This window comes from Novacetimonas hansenii JCM 7643 (assembly GCF_000964405.1).
GTDB lineage: Bacteria > Pseudomonadota > Alphaproteobacteria > Acetobacterales > Acetobacteraceae > Novacetimonas > Novacetimonas hansenii.
Genome location: NZ_BANE01000029.1, coordinates 1 through 20,481, shown reverse-complemented (window position 1 = coordinate 20,481; position 20,481 = coordinate 1). Strand labels below are relative to the sequence as shown.

13 protein-coding genes are annotated in these 20,481 nt (G+C 57.6%); 7 read left to right on the top strand and 6 right to left on the bottom strand.

Features of this window, described 5'->3' with window-relative positions; genetic code table 11:
• The first annotated feature begins 12 nt into the window (after positions 1 to 12).
• A complete protein-coding gene (locus tag B7G66_RS02090) occupies positions 13 to 837 on the top strand; it encodes an ABC transporter permease (protein ID WP_003619802.1) in 825 nt (274 codons plus the stop codon).
• 88 nt (positions 838 to 925) lie between these two features.
• Here the strand turns inward: B7G66_RS02090 and B7G66_RS02085 are convergent, their stop codons facing one another.
• From B7G66_RS02085 to B7G66_RS02075, 3 genes are all read right to left on the bottom strand, one after another.
• A complete protein-coding gene (locus tag B7G66_RS02085; protein WP_040510777.1) occupies positions 926 to 2,716 on the bottom strand; it encodes an alpha-galactosidase in 1,791 nt (596 codons plus the stop codon).
• 192 nt (positions 2,717 to 2,908) lie between these two features.
• Positions 2,909 to 5,128 carry an alpha-N-acetylglucosaminidase gene (locus B7G66_RS02080; protein WP_202795162.1) on the bottom strand — a complete coding sequence of 740 codons (2,220 nt, stop codon included), beginning with the start codon at positions 5,126 to 5,128 and terminating at the stop codon, positions 2,909 to 2,911.
• Positions 5,129 to 5,189: 61 nt separating this feature from the next.
• Positions 5,190 to 7,727, bottom strand: coding sequence for a TonB-dependent receptor (locus tag B7G66_RS02075; protein WP_159107943.1), 2,538 nt, complete (start codon positions 7,725 to 7,727; stop codon positions 5,190 to 5,192).
• Positions 7,728 to 8,282: 555 nt separating this feature from the next.
• On the opposite strand from B7G66_RS02075, the gene gluP reads away from it, so the two are divergent.
• The gene (gluP, locus tag B7G66_RS02070; protein WP_159107942.1) at positions 8,283 to 9,581 is read left to right on the top strand and encodes a glucose/galactose MFS transporter; all 1,299 of its coding nucleotides are present in this window, start codon (positions 8,283 to 8,285) and stop codon (positions 9,579 to 9,581) included.
• A gap of 18 nt (positions 9,582 to 9,599) precedes the next feature.
• Positions 9,600 to 10,757, top strand: coding sequence for a Gfo/Idh/MocA family protein (locus tag B7G66_RS02065; RefSeq protein ID WP_003619794.1), 1,158 nt, complete (start codon positions 9,600 to 9,602; stop codon positions 10,755 to 10,757).
• A gap of 107 nt (positions 10,758 to 10,864) precedes the next feature.
• Here the strand turns inward: B7G66_RS02065 and B7G66_RS02060 are convergent, their stop codons facing one another.
• Positions 10,865 to 11,650, bottom strand: coding sequence for a DeoR/GlpR family DNA-binding transcription regulator (locus tag B7G66_RS02060; RefSeq protein ID WP_040511916.1), 786 nt, complete (start codon positions 11,648 to 11,650; stop codon positions 10,865 to 10,867).
• A gap of 208 nt (positions 11,651 to 11,858) precedes the next feature.
• Positions 11,859 to 14,168: a beta-N-acetylhexosaminidase gene (locus B7G66_RS02055; protein WP_141312708.1), complete on the bottom strand. Its 2,310-nt coding sequence runs from the start codon at positions 14,166 to 14,168 to the stop codon at positions 11,859 to 11,861.
• A 471-nt stretch (positions 14,169 to 14,639) separates the two neighbouring features.
• On the opposite strand from B7G66_RS02055, the gene B7G66_RS02050 reads away from it, so the two are divergent.
• Genes B7G66_RS02050 through B7G66_RS02040 form a run of 3 tightly spaced genes read left to right on the top strand, consistent with a single transcriptional unit; the run spans position 14,640 to position 17,962 of the window.
• Positions 14,640 to 15,623 carry an N-acetylglucosamine kinase gene (locus B7G66_RS02050; protein ID WP_040511914.1) on the top strand — a complete coding sequence of 328 codons (984 nt, stop codon included), beginning with the start codon at positions 14,640 to 14,642 and terminating at the stop codon, positions 15,621 to 15,623.
• Positions 15,624 to 15,681: 58 nt separating this feature from the next.
• Positions 15,682 to 16,635 carry an SIS domain-containing protein gene (locus B7G66_RS02045; RefSeq protein ID WP_003619786.1) on the top strand — a complete coding sequence of 318 codons (954 nt, stop codon included), beginning with the start codon at positions 15,682 to 15,684 and terminating at the stop codon, positions 16,633 to 16,635.
• 43 nt (positions 16,636 to 16,678) lie between these two features.
• Positions 16,679 to 17,962 carry a class II D-tagatose-bisphosphate aldolase, non-catalytic subunit gene (locus B7G66_RS02040; protein ID WP_003619784.1) on the top strand — a complete coding sequence of 428 codons (1,284 nt, stop codon included), beginning with the start codon at positions 16,679 to 16,681 and terminating at the stop codon, positions 17,960 to 17,962.
• A 62-nt stretch (positions 17,963 to 18,024) separates the two neighbouring features.
• Here the strand turns inward: B7G66_RS02040 and B7G66_RS02035 are convergent, their stop codons facing one another.
• Complete coding sequence (locus B7G66_RS02035) at positions 18,025 to 18,672, bottom strand: TetR/AcrR family transcriptional regulator (protein ID WP_003619783.1); 648 nt, start codon at positions 18,670 to 18,672, stop codon at positions 18,025 to 18,027.
• Between the two features lie 607 nt (positions 18,673 to 19,279).
• On the opposite strand from B7G66_RS02035, the gene B7G66_RS02030 reads away from it, so the two are divergent.
• Positions 19,280 to 20,481: efflux RND transporter permease subunit (locus B7G66_RS02030; protein WP_048858810.1), on the top strand; the 1,202-nt coding region annotated here is incomplete at its 3' end.

Below are 20,481 nucleotides of genomic sequence, written 5' to 3'. Positions count from 1 at the left end.
AGAGATATCGTCATGACTGTTCCCTTTCGCGCCCTTGCCTCACGCCTGCCCCTCTCCTTGCTGGTGGGGATGGTGCTGACGACATTTCTGGTGGTGGGTGCGCTTGTCGCCCCGCTCATCAGTCCGGCCGATCCATTGTCGCAGGATCTGTACGCCACGTTCCAGCCCATGTCGTGGGGACATCCCTTCGGCACGGACGCATTCGGGCGCGATGTCTTCAGCCGTATCGTCTATGGCACACGCTACTCCCTTGCCGAGGTCTGCATCAGTGTCCTTGTCTCCTGTGTTGCCGGGACGCTTGCGGGTATGCTGGCCGGTCTGGTGGGGGGATATGTGGAACAGGCGATCATGTGGGTCGTGGATATCGTCTTTGCTTTTCCCGGGATTGTACTGGCCCTGCTGATCCTCAGCCTTCTGGGGCCAGGATTTATCAATATGCTTCTGGCGATTTCACTTTTTTCCATTCCGGTTTATGCACGCCTGGCCCAGAACCTGACACATACGCTGCAACGCACGGAATATGTGGAAGCCGCCCGCACGCTGGGTGCGGGAACATGGCGTATCCTGTATGTCCATATCATGCGCAATGCGCTTGGACCGATCCTGGTGCAATCCACACTGACGGCCGGATCGGTGATCCTGACCGCGTCCAGCCTGTCATTCCTTGGGCTGGGGGTTGCGCCCGCCACGCCGGAATGGGGCGCGATGATGAGTGATGGCCGCAATTACTTGGGGATCGACATCCTGCCGTCGCTGTTCCCCGGTCTTGCAATCACGATCGCGGTGCTGGGGTTCAACCTGCTGGGCGAAGGTGTCCGTAAGGTCATGGAAAGATAAAGCCCCTTGCATGACCACAGGTGAATAAGACAACTTTCAGGATTTGAGGAAACGGGCATGGCGCAATTGCACCATGCCCATCCCCGCCTTATTGAGGCGGGGAACCATGATGCGGGGCGGAAAAGATTTCCGATACCCGCCAATCGATGCAGCGCGCGGTCATGATCCGTTCACCCGGGGCGGTCACGGCAGCCCCTGCCACATCAAGGCAGGCGCCCCCTGCCGTCAGTGTTCCGTTCAGGTGATAACGGAATGTCTGTTCCGCCCGTCCCGAATGACAGGCCGCCATCTGAACCAGACCAGTCGTCGTATCAAGTTCAAGGCACTTACCAGCGAAGGCCGCATTATGGATCGGACCTTCGGCGCTGGTGGGGGGCATGACCCATTGCTGCGCAGGACTGGCGGAGCAATTGGCCGTCATGACGCGGCTTCCCTTTGTTGCGTCAAGGCACAGGGGCGCACGCCCGAACGACGCCTGCACCGTTGTGATCTGTCCCACCGGCTTCAGCGCAGCGCAGGCTGCAGGCGCCACACGGAACATGGCGTTGTCATGTCCGTCGATGTGCAGTTGCAGCGTTGTATCCGCACGAACGTGGGAAATATCCCCCGTCCAGACATTGGTCAGGGTCAACCCGCAATGTCGTGCCTCCACCCCCAATCGTGACATCGGCAGCGCGTAATCCGCCGGTTGTGCATTCTTGTTCAGGACGAGGAAGGCAAAACCGCCATCCGCAAGTGGCTTTAGCGCGATATCCGTGCCGCTGTCATTGGACGGATTATCACGCAGTACACTGTATCCCCCCGCCCCCAGCGGATCTTGGTCAATCGCGAGCACACGCGAGTTGTTGAGGATGGAGAGTGATTGTGCGAAATGCGGATCATTGGGAGTGTGCGCCATCTGCCGGACGTCGGCACTCAGTACAAGGGGGGCCCCCATGATGGACCACAAACCCATCTGGCTGCGCTCCTCGGCCGTTGTCAGGCCATTGTCCCCAAGCAGGAGCTGATCCGCATCGTTCCAGTTGCCCGGGCCGACATAACGCGACAGGGCAACGGTATCGGTATATGCCTGATACACACCATCAAGGCTTGCACGTGCGGGATCATGCACGACCCACGGGTCATCCATCGGATGCCCCTGTGCATCAAGGCGGGTGGTGGCGACATCAGGGGCCACGCGCCACATCTGTCCCAATCCGCGTACCCATTCCATGGACTGATATTTCAGGGGGTCGGTTGGCCCGAATTCTGCAGGCCCGGATTCATCAAACAGGATCTTGCGCGTGGACTCCCGCGTTGCATCCCCCAATGCGTGGCCCATCTGTCCGAACAACCCTTCCAGGCTGGTTTCCGGTGCGCCACAGTTATCAAGCTTGAGGAAATCGACCCCCCATCCGACGAATTTCTTGGCGTCAGCTTCCTGATGCCCGGCTTCGCCAGAGGGAACACGTTCACATGTCAGGGCGCCAGAGGTGTTATAAACCCCCGCCAGCAGGCCCATTCGATGCAGTTCCGCAACGTAAGGCGACAGATCACGTGCGAATCCGGGCTGGGTGCTGCCGCCATGACGCGGGGAAGACCAGTGAGAAGCACCGTAAAGCTGTCCGTCATGGTCGCGTTCCATCCAGCAGTCATCAACCACCACCGTCTTATAGCCTGCTTTTGCAAGGCCACTGGAAACAAGGGCGCGCCCCTGATCGGTCATGAAATCCTGAAAGCTGTAATGCGACCGGTCCTGCCCGTCGAGCGGTGCCTGTGGAACGCACATGAAGCGTGCCCAGTTATTGAACCCCATGGGCGGCAGGGGTGAAAGCGGGGTGGACGTATTGGCCGCAAGTGTATCCGCCCGCACGGCATGGGGCGCAACGAGTGCCGTCATGCAAAGAAGGCCAATACCAAGGAGCCTCCCCCGTTCCAGACGTTGCAAGGGCTTCAGACAGTGTTGCATATCCTTGGCGATCCTTTCCCGGATGCCCTGTCGGCATGGCGTCGGTCATGCCGACAGGGACTGTTTTTGTGTATGGGCCACGTCAGCGGCCATGGGCCAGTGACGCGGCATGGGAGTGTGGTCTTATTTGGAAGGGGCCATATTCCCTTGTGTCAGATAGTCATGGATGTCCCGCGCAACCGTGTAACTGTCGCCTTCGGGTGTGGGGGAATAGACGCGACCGTTATGGCACCATTCTTCGCCCACCTTGTACCAGTCGATTTCACGTGGCGGTCGCCCTGTCGCAAGCGATGTCTCAAGGCTGTCAAAGAAAAGCTGCCACCGTACGCGATAATAATCCTTTGTCAGGCCCGCCCAGTCCTTGTTGGCGTAATCGCGCAGGTGCCCGACCTGGCTTGCGGTCCGGCCACCCCAGTTGGTCAGGATGACGCGTGCGTCATAATCCATCAGCTTGCGCTGCGCCGGATCGTCACTCCATGCCTGCGGCCATGACAGCCACGTGCCGACACGAAAGAATGTGTTCGTCGCCAGCAGGCTGTCCTGGCGGTCCATCAGTTCCAGCCAGCGGGTGGTCAATGCATGCAGCTTTGCCCGATCCCTGGCGGCGAAGGCATCCCCGATCTGGGGCAGCATGGCGCGTGCCTGATTCGCAACGGCCTGACGTGTGACATCAACCAGATCATAGCGATAGGCCTCCGTCGCGCGGGTGGCATCCGATGCCTGAAGCAGTTCCGCCATGGCGGCTTCTACCAGATGCGGGTCATAAGGCAGCACCTTCATGCCGTTCCATGCCGCCGAATGGGTATCAAGCGAAGGCTGTGCATTGAACAGGGAATCCGGCGCTGCACTGGCCTCACCAAAATCCTGAATCCCGGTGGCACGATACGAAAATGCACTGTGCAACAGCAGGTCCCATGCCTTGCGTGCATGCACATCCCCCGGCTGCCCGTAACGCCGGTCGGCATAATCACGCGTCCATTGCGTGGTATCCACGCCGTCACGCCGCCATGCGGCTTCTGTAAACAGGTCGAAAATATACGGGTTATTGTCCATCCCTTCGGGGAAGACGGCCGTTCCGATCATATTTTTCTGTGTACGCCACAGTCCGGGCAGGCGTACGCCATAATCATACGATGATCCACCCAGCGATGTCCGTCCGCCAAAATCCCACAAACCACCATACAGGAAGGGCGCACCCTGGAAATCCGCATCGCGGTTTTCCCGCACACGGGTGTTCTGCTCAAGGTCAACGATGAACAGGCGCTTGCGGTCCACACCGGCCAGCATCCGTGCATCGGGTTCCTCATACCATGCCATCAACATCCACATCGCACCCGGATGTGCGGTATCCAGTGCTTTTTGTATTCCCTGCCCCGCATCGGCAAGCGGTACATCCCCAGGGGTGCCGCCTTCCTGAAACGGCTGGATGTCATAGACAGGCGCATCGCCGAAGAGTTTTTTCTGCTCGTCATAATAAATGGCGGCAACCTTGGCGAACATCGGATCACGCGGGTCCAGCCATGCTGGACGGCGGAACCTGTTCCATTCCCCCTGCCCGATCACATGGGCCTGTGGGAAACGTTTGCCAAAATCATCCGGAACCATGCCATAGAAACCCGGCAGGACAGGACGCATGCCCAGTTCGCGCATACGTCCAATGATCTGCTGGGCGGATACAGCGCGTTTTTCAATCAGTTCGCGTGGGACAGGACCACCATAACAGCACATGTTCGCCATCAACTGCCAGTTGATATGGGCAGGCATGCTCAGCCAGGACCGTACCTGTTCGTCCTTGTAACCCAGGCGCATGAACGTACGATACAGGACCGCATCCGTTCCCCGTTCGATCAGGAGCGTATTCAACCCGTTCATCGCATAGATGTCGAGTTCGTGCTGCCAGCGTTCCCAGTTCCAGTAAGGCGAGGTATACCCGTCCGTATTTTCATTCAGGGCATAACGGTACGGGAACGTCGCCTCACCCTCGATCGGGTGGCCAGGTGCTGGAAGCTGCGCCATCGCGGGAGGGGTGATGCCGTTGGGCGAAATGCCTGCATGCGCCACGTATTTCAGATACCAGTTTAGCCCGAACAGGAGGGCGCTGTCACTTGATGCCGTGACATGGATATCCCCCTTATGGCCCGATATGCGGTAATGTTCAGCCGTTGTCCCCGATGCGGGACGCAGCGTAAGTGTGACCTGCCCGGCATGGGCGGGCAATAAACGGGCGACGACGTTACGTGCCGCCTGTATGTCATCCGCGCGTGCCCTCCCGCCACTGGCGAGGAGGCCCCCCGCAATCATGGCGCCCCCCGCCACGCGCAGCCATTTCGCACGTCCCTGCATGAGGCGTTTTTTATGCGAGGCCCCGCGAACGGGGCCTTTATGAAGCTGATCATTCATGTCTTCAGAACCCTGTTGTGACCGAGCAGATGACGGCAGGGGTCGCACCGACAAAGTATGTCGGGGCACTGCCGTTGACAGTGGTGCCCCCCACATTCACGGCATGCGCATTGGCGGTATATCCGTAAACACCTGACAGATAGTGCGCATTGGCGAAATTGGTCACGTTGATCTGGATCTGCGGATGATGCAGGTAGGAGAAGTTGCCGAAACGATAACCTGCGGTAATGTTGCCCACGGCATAGGCTGGCAGCGACTGGTCATTCATGAAGGTCGAATACTGACGGCCGGCCCAACTGACGAACAGGTTGCCGAAGAAGTGGCCGTTATCATAGTTCACACCAGCGGAGCCACTTTCGGTCGGGCTCATGACCATGGTCTTGCCTGCGGTCGGCAGATAGACATTGCCTTCCTTGAAATTGCTGTCGATGGTTGTGTGCAGGTACTGGAACGCGACATACGGGCTGAAATGATGCCACGGACGCAGGGCGAATTCCGCCTGGAAACCACGGATGGTTTCCCCCCCCATGTCAATTGGCTGCGTCACGAGTTCGGTGCCGATATAGTTTGACGAATTGACCTGGTGATGAACAAGGTTGTAGTTGAACGCCGCAAGTGAGAAATTGACAAATCCCTTGTGTCGATAACCAACTTCTTCACCAATGGCGAATTCGGACTTGGGATTTTTCTGACGCTGCATGGTCGGGACGCCACCGCCGTTCGGATCCCACAGGTCAACATAGATTTCTTCCGACCCAGGCGCACGGAATGATGTCGTGCCGTTGATATAGATCTGGTCATGCGGAGAGATGAAATAGGTCGCCGAAAACTGGGGCAGCGGCTCGGCATAATTGCCGCCGTTCAGGTATGGCCCCCCACTCTGGTCCTGCATGTTTTCGCCGGGGATGTCGTTGGTCGCGGTACGGCTGATCATGACCTCGCGGAAACCGGCCTCAAGGATCAGTTTCCCATGCAGGGCGGCATAGCGGTCATTGATGAACAGCGCATTGGTCTGCTGCTTGAAGTTGATATTATAGCCAGTCAGGATCTGGCCATTGACACGAATGGGGTCATTTCCGAACGAATTGCTGACGCCGCCCTGGTAATTTGCTGCGGTGAAGGATTCAAGTTCGGAATGCTGCAGATAGGCGTACCAGTCACCTACGCTGAGTGTATTGTTCCCTTTTTTCCATGAAAGCTGCGTCGTAATGCCGCCGGTTGATTCGAATTCATGGTCGAAGCTCATGGCGGTGGTCGTGCCATTGGTGGCATAAGGCAGGTCGAGCGTACCCAGTGCCTGGCTGCCCAGGTAGCTTCCCGTTGCATGGAGGTTTTCACCGCCATTATACATCCCGGCATCCGAGATGTAATAAGGCGTGACATTAAGCGTCAGCCCATGATGCAGATTGAGGTGAAGCTGGAGGCTTCCCAGCGTATCGACGCGCTGTGTTGTGTGGAACTTATGATAGCTCGTATCGCCCGGGGTATAGCTGCGATCCCAGTTATAGTTGTTACCATACTGTTCGTACTGCGCCATGGTGGGATAACGCAGCGCCTGCGCTGTCTGGTGATTCCAGCCAAAGTTGGCGGTGATACTGTTGTCGTTCCCCCATTCCTTTACGGCCTTGAAATCAATGTGGTTGCGATCGACGTTGCCGGGACCACGCCACTGGTCATAACGGTTGTTGGAATAGGATACAAAGGCACGGATTCCGGTATGGCCAAGTTCCCCGGAATCAAGCCGCAGGAATTCGCGGCGCATGTTGTTGTTGCCATAGCTGAGATCAACAAGGCCACCGAAACGCGAACTCGGGTTTACGGTATCCATCTTAACCTGGCCGCCAACCGCGCTGTAAAAAGGAGCGGAGATATCGCTGCTGCCCTGTGTCAGTGTGACCGATGACAGATTTTCATTATCCACCATATCAGCACTGAAAATATTGGGATTGACCGGATCGCCAAGCGGGATTCCCTGCATGACAAAGCCGATTTCCCCCTGTGTCAGGCCACGCACGGTCAGGCCATCATGGGTTGAACCGCCATAAGGGTCAGATGCCCCCCCGACGACACCCGGCATGGCCGAGAGCATGACGCCCGGTGAAACGGCAGGGCTCTGTTTGGCGATATAGTCGCGTGTCATGCCACTTTGGGAACGGGCGGCCGTCTGCACAGCCATCAGGCCGCCACCCGGCGTCGTGTTCGTCACCCCGGTGGCCGAACTGATCCCACGTGCATGGACGGTCAGGACCTCGGCCTTGCCGCTGGCCTGTACGCCTGATGGGGTGGCCGTGGTGGCGGCTGTGGACGACGCGCCCTTGGCTTTTGGCTGGGTCGCGGCATGTGTGGTCGTCGGGGCCGCCCTTGTGTGATGCGTCGTATGCACGCTGACGGTTTGCGCCATGGCCTTGGACAGCAATGCGCCCGCATCAAGCGCGATAAAGGTTGTGCAACATAGAATCAGGGTCTTCCTGCTTGGGTTCAACACCTTCTTCTCCACCGTTTCATTATGGGACGACAACGTAAATCCGCGAACTGGAATCATGGATAGCGATGCCATCTGTGATTTCATTCCGTTTTCATAAAGATTTGTGGCGTCATAAACGCGCACATTTCAAGATATATTTTGCGTGAAACGATCATTTTGGTCGTTATCCGCGGCTTGATGCGCAAAAAACTGTCAAGTGTGACTTTTCTCACACTATGGGAAATCACCGAAAAACGGATGGTATCCAGTATAGAAAAAGTTTGTTTTTACAAAAAACTTATATTTATATCATAAAGTTAGTAATTATACCTTGATACATGCCCGTAACGCACATTGTCCCGCCCTATCATGTTATAGCATAATAAGATCATAAATATGATTGTTCATGATTTTTTATGCCGTTTCCATGGCATGATTCGATAGAGGGCGTGGATTCCTCTCGCTATTTTGCGCAGGATCATATCGAATCTGACCAAATCAATCATTTTCATGCTTGCATATGATGCGACTGAACGACAAAGATGTTGCCAGAGAATGTTTCAGGGAAGTTCCGGCATGGATTTCACACCATCTACATCATCATCCATGCCTCGCACGGGATCGGCGCATATCATGAACATGCGTGGACTGATGATGCTGATGGGGTTCCTGTTTTTTATTATCGGGGTGCTGACATGGATCAACGGACCGCTGATCGCATTCTCCAAGGTTGCATTCTCTCTTGATGATAACAAAACGTTCCTGATTCCGACCGTATTCTATACGGCCCACCTTCTTGCGGCATTTCCCTGTGCGTGGCTCACGGGACGGCTTGGTGCCAAACCGGGCATGATGCTGTCCCTGTTGGGCATGGCGGGGGGATGCATCGGGTTTGTGCTGTGTTCCGTCATGCAGTTCTATCCCGGCGCCCTTGCTGCGCTGTTCGTAACCGGCAGCAGCGTGACCCTGTTGGGGATTACGATCAATCCTTATGTGACGGGGATGGGGCCTTTTGATTCGGCGGCATGGCGCATTGCAATCATGGGTCTGTGCAATAAGGCAGCAGGGATCATTGTTCCCGTCGTGTTTGGCAAAACTACGCTAAGTACATTGGGCAGCACGACCCGGGCCCTGTCCACAACCACCGATCTCGCCGGCAGAGCCGCCCTGCTCAGCCATTTTGCACATCGGATCGTGTTGCCATACCTGCTGCTGGCGGCAGGGCTGGCGATGACGGCGCTGGTGATCAGGTTCATCACACTGCCGCCATTGCGCTTTCACGCCATGGAAGATGGAGAGGCACAAAATCCGGGACAGCAGCCGTCTGGACATGGACAATGGCTGTTATGGCTGGGGGCTGCGTGCCTATTCCTGTATGTCGGGGTGGAAGCCATTGCTGGCGATGCCATCGGCACGTATGGCAATCACCTTGGCCTTGATGTCGATAACACCAAATTTTTCACCTCGCTGACATTCTGCATGATGATCGTTGGCTATCTGTGTGGACTGGCGGTTATTCCCCGTATCATGTCGCAGTTGCAGTTCCTCGCCTTTGCTGCGACCGTGGGCATGTTCCTGTCTGCGGGGGCGGTTCTGACATCGGGGATGCTGTCGGTCTGGTGCATGGCGGGGCTTGGTTTTTCCGACGCCATGATGTGGCCGTCACTCTATCCTGTCGCCATTCGTGGGTTGGGGCGTCGTACGCTCCACGGCACGGCGATTACCGTCATGGCAACCAGTGGCGGCGCAGTCCTGCCTAAACTGTTTGTCTGGCTGGCGACGATGCATGATTTCCGGTTCGCCTTTGGGATCATCCTTGTCCCGGCGTACCTGTTCATCCTTTCCTATTCCCTCTGGGCGATGCGCATTACCGCAGACAAAGGGCAGGCAGCCGGTCGTGATGCCACCCTGCCCGATATTCCCGCCCTTTAGCATGGAGCTTTGAAGTCAATGAAAGTTGGTATTGTTGGTCTTGGTTACAGGCTGGGCTACCTGGCCCATGTTTTCACTCAGGTGCGACCTGATTTCCAGATCGTGGGTTATGTGGACCCTGAACCCGCTGGCCTGCCATCCATGCAGGAACGCGGGATTTCTGCTGGCCGGCATTTTTCCTCCCTTGAGGAAATGTTGGCCACGGAAAAGCTTGACCTCCTGATGGTGGGGTCGCCCAATTTCTGTCACCTTGAACATATCCGCATCGGGCTGGAACACGGCGTCAAGATCTTCAGTGAAAAACCGGTCGTCACGGATCTTGAACAGACACTTGAACTGGCGCGATTGCTGTCACGTTTCCCCGCGGATCAGCTCATGGTCGGGCTCGTGATGCGCTATGCCCCGCTTTATACCGAGCTTCGTCGTGCGCAGGCACAGGGCATCCTTGGGGATATTGCCTCCATTGAGGCGGCAGAACATATTGCACCGTTCCACGGGGCATTCTTCATGCGCGACTGGCGGCGTTATGAGAAGTATTCAGGCGGCTTTCTGATGGAAAAATGCTGCCATGATCTTGATCTTTACAACAGCATTGTGGGCGCACGCCCCATGCGGGTCGCCAGTTTTGGTGGGCGACGCAGCTTCACACCCGAAAACATGCCGACCAATTGGGGTGTCAATGATACCGAAGTTTATTTCCGTAAGCCCAGCGGTTGGATGGGAACCGACAAGGTTTTTGACAGCGATGCTGACATTGTTGACAGCCAGACAGCGCTTATTGAATACGCAAATGGTGCCTCCCTTGCCTTTCATGCCAATACGAATGTAGCGGATCAGTTCCGTCGTTTCTGTATCATTGGTGCGCAGGGCATGGCCGAGGGCGATTTCATTCGTGGATTCCTCAAGATGCATGACGCGCGCACCAGTGAATGCGTTATGGACAAGGCATTCCCCCGCAGCACCGCACTGTCACTGCATTATGGCGCGGATGAGCAGATGGCGGCAGACGTGTATGACCATGTGACCGAGGGCCGTCCGCTGCCGGTTTCCGCCATCGACGCGTTGGAGGCGGGGCTGCTGATTTTCATGATTGAAGAGGCACGCCGTACGCGCACTGTCATCGAACTTGCCGATAGCTGGGCGCAGTTTGATGAAGCCCTGGGGCGGCGCAGCTAAAAACCGTCGTTTGATGGGCATATGTAATACAGGATGCTGCCTTACTTTCGGAAAGGCAGCATCCTGCAACGCTTCATATGTTACACGAAATATCGTGCGTGGCCGGGTCAGGCGATGGATTCGACCAGGTTTTCTGGCTGCGTCAGGGGAATATTGAGCTGTTGCATGCGGGCGATCCACTCCTCGCTCAGATGCGCGTCAGTGAAGATCTGTGTGATCTGATCCAGTCGCCCGACGCGATAGGTGGAATGCCGGCCGAACTTCCCACTATCGACAAGCAGGTAGCGTTCGCTTGAATGTTTAAGCATGGCGGCGTTCAGACTGGCTTCATCACTGTCGGGGGTGGCGATGGTATAGTCTGGCTGGACGGCGCTGGCCCCAAGATAGAGCTGATCGAACCACAATCCTTCGATAACCTGTTCGGACAGTGCGCCGACCACGCTGCGATTGCTTTGCCGCACGCGACCGCCCAGCAGGATGACCTGGATATGATCGAGGCCCATCAGGGCCTCGGCCACGGAAATATTGTTGGAAAAGACCGTAAGCGGCATCGGATCAAGCCGCAGTCGCCGCGCCAGTTGCAAAACAGTGGTGCCCGCATCCAGAAAGATCGCGGTATTGGGGCGCAGCATGGCGAAAGCGGCATCGGCGATTGCCCGCTTATCTTCCAGATTCTGGTTCTCCCGGGCCTCGAACGCGATTTCCAACCCCACGGAATCCGCAATTGTGGCGCCACCATGGGTCCGGATTATGATGCCCTGCTCCTCCAGCCTCTGCAGGTCGCGCCGGATCGTGGCAAGGGAAGCATCCACCTTTTCCGCCAGTTCATGAACCCCTGTCGCACCGTTCAGGTATAGATAGCGACGGATCTGCGTCAGACGGTCGGGCGCCACATTGATTCTCCTGAAAAAATAGAAATGCCCCATCCCGCGACGGCTGGTACAGCCACGGGACAGCCGCATGGGGCACGCAAAAACTAGCCACAGCGACATATGCGGTCAATGCCATGAGCGCCCGGGTGCCGGTCCTGCTGCACCTGACGATCACGGCATAAACTGGCGTTATGGCGACATGGTTGCTGAAACATTCCATGGAACCATATCATTTACTACCGGTATTTCCTGTAACTTCGGTTACCGACAGCTTCTGGAAAGCATAATAAAACTTTTCCCTGTTCTCCGGCACGGCCACACACAGGTCATGCGTCCCCTGCGCCGGCAGCGAAAGCACAAGCTCTATCGCCTGCCCGGGCTTTGGATGATGGGGTAGGCGATGGGTTGCAAGAGGTTTTCCCTCGCACCGGTCCAACCAGATGCTTACGGCGTGGTGTGGCGCATCCTTACCCAGTGCCGGTGCCTGCGGATCGCCATCAAGCGGAGTGTTGAAGAAGTGCGTGAGGGGCATCATCCGAACCGAAAGCTGCTGCGCCCCGGTCAGTGAAGCCGACGGATACATGACGCAGTCACGTGTGCGGTCAATGGTCACATATGGGGCGGCAGTTGCATCCGGGGTGGCAGGCACCCGAACCGACAGACGACCGCCTGCGCAGGCCTTGAACTGTGTCCCACTTCTCGTCGCGACCTCTGTCGTGGTGAGGGTGCGTGCCGTGACGGGGGCAAGCTGCATGCCGCTCTGGTCAAACGCGGCGGCATGGATGACGGTCCCTTCCGTCACGACAAAAGGATGAACATAAGGCTGTGTGTTCGCATCCACATTACCACCGTCAAGGGTATAGCGGATTGTCCCCTGCCCGATCTGGTTGGACAGGGTCACATCGTAATGTCCATCGGTTGCCGGGGCGGTTGTGATATCGACGGCATACCCCATCTGGTTTACCGGCACGCCATAGGATAGCTGACGTGCGATCTCGTCCTTCAGGCGTGTGGTGAACCCCTGCCAGTCCTGTCGTTCACGTGGGGTCCATGCGATTTCCGCCATCGCGTCGAGACGCGGAAAGGCCGCCTGCATCGCGGCTGTGCCCGATGTCAGGTATTCCGTCCAGATTGCCCCTTCTACACCCAGCACATGCTGTCGCACCGCTTCCGGCGTTCCAGGCGGCAGCGGGTCGAAATGATAGACAGTGGACACGGATTCCGCCGGATAGCGTCCGCCAGTCGGTTCGTCATTGCGGTTGGTCTGCATGTAATCAAGATAAAGCGTGTTCGACGGCGCCATGACGGCATCATGCCCGGCCCGGGCGGCCGTGATCGCCCCATCAATGCCGTGCCACGACATGACCGATGCAGAAGCAGGCAAGCCACCCTTGAGGATTTCATCCCAGCCGATCAGGCGACGTCCATGGGCGGACAGATATTTTCCCAACCGTTCGACAAACCAGCTCTGCAAGGCTTCTTCGTCATGAATGCCCAGTTCATGCATGCGCGCCTGTACACTGGGGGAGTGTTTCCATTGATCCTTTACCGCCTCATCACCCCCGATATGTATGAAACGGGAGGGGAAAAGCTCCATGACTTCGTCAAGGATATTGTCAATGAAGGTGAAGGTGTCATCATCGACATTATACAGGTAGGAATGCACGCCCATCGTCGTGGAAACCTGCGTCGGGGTGCCCCCTGACCCTACCTTGGGATAAGCCGCAATCGCCGCCTGCGCATGACCGGGCATGTCGAGTTCCGGGACAATCGTGATCTGTCGTTCGGCAGCATACGCCACGATGGCGCGTATTTCGTCCTGCGTATAAAACCCGCCATAGGTCGCACCATCCCCTTTCGGGCCGGAATCCTGCGCGCGACGCCATGCCCCTATCCGCGTCAGTTCAGGATAACGCCGGATTTCCAGCCGCCATCCCTGATCATCCGTCAGGTGCCAGTGCAGGACGTTAAGCTTCAGTTCAGCCATGGCGTCAATCAGGGCGCGCACTTCATCAGGTGTCTGGAAATGCCGCGAAGAATCAAGCATGACCCCCCGCCATTGCAGGCGCGGCCAGTCGCGTACCCGCATTGCAGGGATGGTTTTCTGTCCCGCCCCGAGAAGTTGCGAAACACTGACCGCACCATAAAACAGTCCGGTCATGTCGCGGGCCGTCACAACAATGCCCCCATGGTCCACGCGCAGTTCATATCCCTGCGCAGGAAGGGAAAGGGCATTCGCAACCAGCCGCATCCTGACCTGCGCGCCCCCGGCATGCACCAGCGTCAGGATCGGTCCATGTGGTGCATGCAACCTGTCGAACAGGGTTGCAGCCCCATGGGCATCCACCCCGTCGATGGTGACATTCAGGGATGCCGGAATAAAAAACGAACCCGATTGCATCGACATGCTGGCAGGTTGTGGCAACAGCGACGGTATCGCCGCGTGTGCCTGCGCCCGCGCATCAGGCGTACCAAGCAGTGCGGGCAGCGCCGCCAGCGTCAGGGCAAGGGCTGCGCGGCAGCCACGTGTATCTGTCATTCGGGATTCCTCAATTTCGGCCTTGCTGACCAATTGGACGATTCCTGATGAATCTGACGCCGGAACGATCTTATGCAATCGTTTTTTTGATTATGTATGATATTTATGTGCATCATTCTCGCACCATCAACGGAGAATCTATATTTTTCTCTGTCGTTTCATAAAATTTCTGTTGTTTTTCATAATATGATGATCATGGAATTTGGGGATTCATGTCATATCATGTATGGATCATAGGGAAATATTCAAAATTCATCCCCAAAAAGATCATAAACAATCAATTCTTTGACTTGACATGAAAAGCGCGAAACGCGAAGCATATCCATGGACGCACTCCCTGCGGGACAGGCGCCCGTGCCATAATGCAACCTGCCCCATATCGTGGGGCTGTCTCATTGGGTGGACAATGAGGATTTCTATAGTGCCGATCATGAACCATATGATTCCCTGTTCCACCATCGGCCTGTTGGCATGAAACACCCGTCAGCGCATACGGGTGACACGCCATGCCTTGTCGCGGTGGATAGCGGGGGCACCAAGACGCTGCTGGTCGTGGTCGATCGTGATGCAAATGTCGTCCTGACGCGCAAGGGGCCGGGGTCCAACCCGTTCGACCGTTCCGACTGGCGCACCGTTCTGGCCGATCTTTTGAATGATATTCCACACCATATTGCCGCCGTTGCACTTGGGCTGGCGGGATATGGGGAAAGTCGGAGCATCACGGCACAGCAGGACAAGGCCCTGGGCGAGATCCTCGATATACCCATGGATAAGTATGTCGTCCGCAATGATGTGGAAATGGCGTGTAGCGGTGCGTTTGCAGGTGCGCCGGGGGTTCTGGTCCTGTCGGGTACGGGGTCGATGGGATGGGCAAACGACGAAACCGGGCACAGTCTGCGTGTCGGGGGCTGGGGGCCGCTGTTCGGGGATGAAGGAAGTGCATTCTGGATCGGGCGTGAAGCCCTCTCGCTCCTGACGCAGGCGCTGGATGGGCGCGCGGCGGATGCGCGGGCATTTATCGCACCGATGTGCGGCATCATGGGCCTTCCCTCCTCCCCTGCCCTTGCCGGGCCGGCGCTGCTTGAGTGGTATGGCGGCCTGTCGCATGAACGTTCGGCCGTAGCCGCGTTGGCGCATGGGGTCAGTGAAATGGCGGCACAGGGCAACCAACAGGCCTGCGCCATCCTGGATCGCGCGGCCGCCCACCTCGCACGGCATGTCGCAGTGGCGCGGGAGGGGCTGTCGCGCCCGGCCCTGCCATGGAGTTATACCGGCGGCACATTCAACAGTGTCTATCTACGCCATGCACTGTCGGTTTTTTGCGGGACGCCACAGGCGCCGCGGCTTCCGCCCATCGGGGGCGTGATCCTGCGGGCTGCGCAACTGGCGCAGTGGCAGACCGGTACGGCATGGACCGAACGCCTGTCACACACCCTTGAAGGGCTGCACAGGTAAGCCTGTTTTTTCAACCCGGGCATATCCCGGATGCACTTGTCAGACAAAGGATCCATCAATGAATGCAACGGAACGCGGTATCCGCGAGCAGTTTCCACTTTGGGACCAGGTCATGGATGAACCTGTCCCGCCCTGTGCGGATGACGTCCATGTCGTCGTAGGATGTGGTACATCCGTCCATATCGCGGATTCCATCGCAACCGCACTGAATGAACATGGGGTATTGTCGCGTGCCATACCGGGCAATGAATGGACCTGCCGCCGCAGTTCCTACATCCCCACGAAAATCGCCCCCCATGTCATCGCCCTTTCCCGCAGTGGGGAATCCACCGAAACGGTTGCCGCGGCAAAAGCCAGCCGTGAAGCCGGCCTGAAGGTCACGGCCTTCACCTGCGCACCCGGCAGCGCCCTGTGTGATCAGGCGGACACGCTGATGGTGGCCCAGACCCACCCGGAAGAAGGCATCGTCATGACGGCCTCCGCCAGCCTGATGCTGCTGATGGGCTTGCGTTACGCGGGTGTCACGATGGACAGCTCGACCACGCGCGCGGCACACGACCTGCTTGCGGCGGCGGACCGGCACCTGAAGGAACAGATCGAGGGGCGTTCGCATTTCGTCTTCCTCGGCAGCGGGGCGCTTTACGGTGTCGCGCGCGAAGGGGCGCTGAAACTGCAGGAAATGAGCCTGAGCCAGACTGAGGCACATCATCCGCTGGAATATCGCCATGGCCCGGTCAGCCTGATTGACGAACGTTCACTTGTTATCTTCCTGTATCATCCCGATACGTTGGAGGAAGAAAGCCTTCTGGCGCGTGAACTGATGGCAAAAGGGGCCCGTGTGCTGGGTCTTGGCGGTCCCGGCACGGTGGAGCTGCCGATTGCGACGGGCGCGGACGTACGGCCGCTGGTCTGCCTGCCTGTCCTGCAACTGCTTGGTGAATACGTGGCACGTATGCGTGGCCTTGACACGCTGGCCCCCCGTCACCTGACCAAGGTGGTCAAGATTGCCTGACGGGCAGTCCCGCGTCGCCATTGCCCAATAAGGATAGCCCGTCATGACCACAGCCGCAGCCCCGCTCCTCGCGCTGGCACATCAGGCCCACGACAGCACGATCCCGCCACAGGCGCGGCGGGGTATGACATCGGTATGTTCCGCCCATCCGCTGGTGTTGGAAGCCGCCCTGTCGCGTGCGGCACAGACAGGGCGCTCCGTCCTGATCGAAGCCACCTGCAATCAGGTCAATCAGGAAGGCGGCTATACCGGTATGACGCCGGTGGCCTTTCGGGATATGGTCTGGGATATCGCAATGCGGGTCGGTTGCGATCGGGGCCTTATCCTTCTTGGGGGGGACCATCTGGGGCCTAACCCATGGAAATCCCTGCCGGCGACGGAGGCCATGGAACGGGCACAGGCCATGGTCCGTGCCTATGCCGAGGCAGGATTCGTCAAGCTTCACCTCGATGCCAGCATGGGGTGCCGGGGCGAAGCGGCAGCCCTGTCGGACGAAATCGTGGCCGAACGGGCATGCGGACTTGCGGCATCAGCCGAGGCGGCGCGTCCCGGGCAGGCGGCTTATGTCATCGGAACCGAAGTGCCGGTTCCGGGTGGTGTGGCCGATGCCCTTGACCACCTGAAACCGACCGCACCGGCTGCGGCGCTACAGACATTGCGCATCCATCAGGACATGTTCACGACCGCACTGGGCGAGGATGTGTGGAAGCGTGTCATTGCCCTTGTGGTGCAGCCGGGCGTGGAATTCGGGGTGGACAATGTCGCCTTTTACCGGCGTGACGCCGCACGCGACCTGATTGATACACTGCCCCGCATGCCGGGACTGGTTTTTGAGGCACATTCCACAGATTACCAACCCGCAGTCGCGTTGCGCGAACTGGTGGAAGATGGGTTCGCCATCCTGAAGGTCGGACCGGGCCTGACTTTCGCCCTCAGGGAAGCACTATATGCGCTTGACGGCATCCGTGCTGCGCTGCGACCTGGTGGTGACAGGCTACATGACACGATGGACCGTCTTATGACCGACAGGCCGGGATACTGGGCAGGGCACTACGCGGGGACGGATCAGCAGGTTTCATGGTTACGGCATTATTCATACAGCGACCGTATCCGTTATTACTGGGCGCTTCCTGAAGCGCGCGAGGCTGTGGAAAACCTGTTTTCCGATCTGCGGGAAACAGGCATGCCGGACCCGTTGCTTAGCCAGTTTCTGCCCGGCCTTTATGAACAGATCCGCACGGGGCACATCCCCCGCGACCCACGACAGATCACCATTGAAGCCGTGAAGACCGTTCTGTGTCTCTATGACGGGGCTGCTTCGCGATAGCCGTTTGAACAAAGGCGTCGGGCAGCGGCTGTCTGCACCGGCGCGGCCCCTTGCCTCCCGTATCACACCGCGATGACGGGTTCGTGCCCGGCGGACGTGGGCCACAGGGCGGACTGTAATTCATAGGTCTTTTGCAAAAGCGGCACGAGCGCGGGCCGCCCCTTCAGGCGTATCCATTCATCAAGGGCAGTACGAAAGATGGCGATGCCACCACGCGCCATCAGGCGGGCAGCAGCGCGACGGCTTTTCCGGTCGGTCATACGTTTCGCCAACCCTTCGGCAAGGCAGTCTTCCCACTTGGCATATTTCTGGAAGCTGACTGTCTGTAGCGAAGGTGTCTTTTCGATCAGGAATACGAACGCGTAAGTATCTTTCCTGTTCTCCGCGATCTGCGGAACCAGCGCGGTAAAGGCATGCATCATTGCATCGGCGGGGTGCATATCAAGTGTGCATGCCGCCAGCGCGTCACTCAGGCTCTGTGTCATGCCACGGGTCCATGCAAGGACGATGTCCCCCTTGGTCGCGAACATGCGAAACAGTGTGCGCCGCGAAATCCTGGCCGCATCGGCGATTTCGTCCACTGTCGTCTGGTCATATCCCTGCGCGGAAAACAGGTGCATTGCCTCTGCAATCACGGTGGCGCGGACGCGGCCCTGCTTGCGCTCCCTCAGGCCGGGTTTGGGCTGGTCCTCACTGGCGTCGGGCTTCATACACTCTCCTTATGTCCTCCGGCATCATGCCGCAGGGCATCGCGGACATTCAAGGTGCAAGGGCTGGCGCGCGACGATGTCCTATCGTCCAGATTTCGCGGTTTCTTGCCATGCGGACACCCCGCTGTCGAGCCATGATCCCGTAAGGATGCAATGTGAACGCATGACCGAAGGGCATGACCGAAGGGCATAATCGCGGCTTTCTGCATCCCGTTTGGGATGCGTGTCATAACAGGCAGAGTGCAGCCATTCTGGCATGGCGCCAAAAGTTTCTTAAAAATATTCTCATGTATTATAAGTAATAATATCATAATCTGTATGTATTAGAAAAATATTTTAAACATTTTCCGTTCATACTTTGTCAAAAAACAGGTATCTACCGGGCAAGCCGCTACCCCATGAACCCATGTCAGGCATTTGCTGCCGACTTTGCCGGAGTGTACGCATATGTCACATTTCACAGATATGGCCTGTATACCCTGAACCTTTCGTGTTCATACGCGGTCAGAAATGACCGGGACCCGGAAACAAAAATGAATCCCGCGTGTTGAATACATGGCTTTTGCCATGCATGCGGGGTCCGTTTCACGCATGAAATACATATCCCATGAATGCCATCGTAGTTACCGCACTACGTCGGCCCTATACCTTTGTGGTGCTGTCGATCCTTATCGTGGTCTTTGGCATCATGTCGGTATTGCGTACGCCGACGGACGTGTTCCCGAACATCCGCATTCCCGTGGTGTCCGTTGTCTGGACCTATGGCGGTATGCTGCCCGAAGAATTCGCCGGCCGTATCATATATAATTACGAACTGATGGTAACCTCGACAGTCGAGGGCATCGAGCATATGGAAAGCAGTTCGTATTACGGCCGTGGTATAGTCAACATATACTTTCAGCCCGGAACCGACATCGGCAAGGCCGAAGCCGAAGTGACCGCGATTTCCCAGACGGTCATAAAACAGCTTCCTGAAAACATCCCCGCCCCCATGGTGATGAGCCTTGATGCCTCGTCCGTGCCGGTACTGACGCTGCAGGTCACATCGGACCGGCAGACGCCTTCTGACCTGTTCAAGCTGGCGATGATCCGCGTGCGCCCCCTGCTTGTGACCGTGCCCGGCGCCGTGGTGCCGCAGGCCTATGGCGGCATGGACAGTTTTGTCATGGTCGCCCTGAACCAGCAGCAGTTGCAGGCGCATCACCTGTCCGCCATGGATGTACAAAACGCCCTGCGCGGACAAAATATCGTCCTGCCGGCCGGGGACCAGAAAATCTCTGCCACGGACTGGATGGTGCAGACAAACGCCACACCACGTTCGATGAAGGAACTGGGTGATATCCCTGTCAAGCGCGTGGGCAATGCCGTCATTTACGTACATGACGTGGCCGAGGTCTATCGTGGCGGCCATCCGCAAACGAACCTTGTATTGGTCAAGGGCAAGCAGGGTGTGGAAATCGTGGTCATGAAAAGTGGCGATGCCTCCACGCTCGATGTCGTGGCCGGGGCGAAGGCGCTGCTGCCGCGGATACAGAAACTGCTGCCCCCCGACGTGAAGGTCAGCATCCTGGGCGATGCCTCTGTCTTTGTGAAAGATTCGATTTTCGACGTCGTGCGTGAAATGCTGACGGCGGCATTCCTGACGGGCATGGTCGTGTTGCTGTTCCTTGGGTCGTGGCGTCCCACCGTCATCATTGCAACCTCCATCCCCCTTGCCATCCTGTGCGCGATCATCGGCCTGCATATCGCGGGACAGACGATCAATGTCATGACGCTTGGCGGGCTTGCGCTGGCGGTTGGTATCCTTGT

Coding starts and splice junctions, on each gene's coding strand:
- B7G66_RS02090 (WP_003619802.1), top strand. CDS start 13: ATGACTGTTCCCTTTCGCGCCCTTGCCTCACGCCTGCCCCTCTCCTTG.
- B7G66_RS02085 (WP_040510777.1), bottom strand. CDS start 2,716: ATGACGGCACTCGTTGCGCCCCATGCCGTGCGGGCGGATACACTTGCG.
- B7G66_RS02080 (WP_202795162.1), bottom strand. CDS start 5,128: ATGCAGGGACGTGCGAAATGGCTGCGCGTGGCGGGGGGCGCCATGATT.
- B7G66_RS02075 (WP_159107943.1), bottom strand. CDS start 7,727: ATGATTCCAGTTCGCGGATTTACGTTGTCGTCCCATAATGAAACGGTG.
- gluP (WP_159107942.1), top strand. CDS start 8,283: ATGAACATGCGTGGACTGATGATGCTGATGGGGTTCCTGTTTTTTATT.
- B7G66_RS02065 (WP_003619794.1), top strand. CDS start 9,600: ATGAAAGTTGGTATTGTTGGTCTTGGTTACAGGCTGGGCTACCTGGCC.
- B7G66_RS02055 (WP_141312708.1), bottom strand. CDS start 14,168: ATGACAGATACACGTGGCTGCCGCGCAGCCCTTGCCCTGACGCTGGCG.
- B7G66_RS02050 (WP_040511914.1), top strand. CDS start 14,640: ATGAAACACCCGTCAGCGCATACGGGTGACACGCCATGCCTTGTCGCG.
- B7G66_RS02045 (WP_003619786.1), top strand. CDS start 15,682: ATGAATGCAACGGAACGCGGTATCCGCGAGCAGTTTCCACTTTGGGAC.
- B7G66_RS02040 (WP_003619784.1), top strand. CDS start 16,679: ATGACCACAGCCGCAGCCCCGCTCCTCGCGCTGGCACATCAGGCCCAC.
- B7G66_RS02035 (WP_003619783.1), bottom strand. CDS start 18,672: ATGAAGCCCGACGCCAGTGAGGACCAGCCCAAACCCGGCCTGAGGGAG.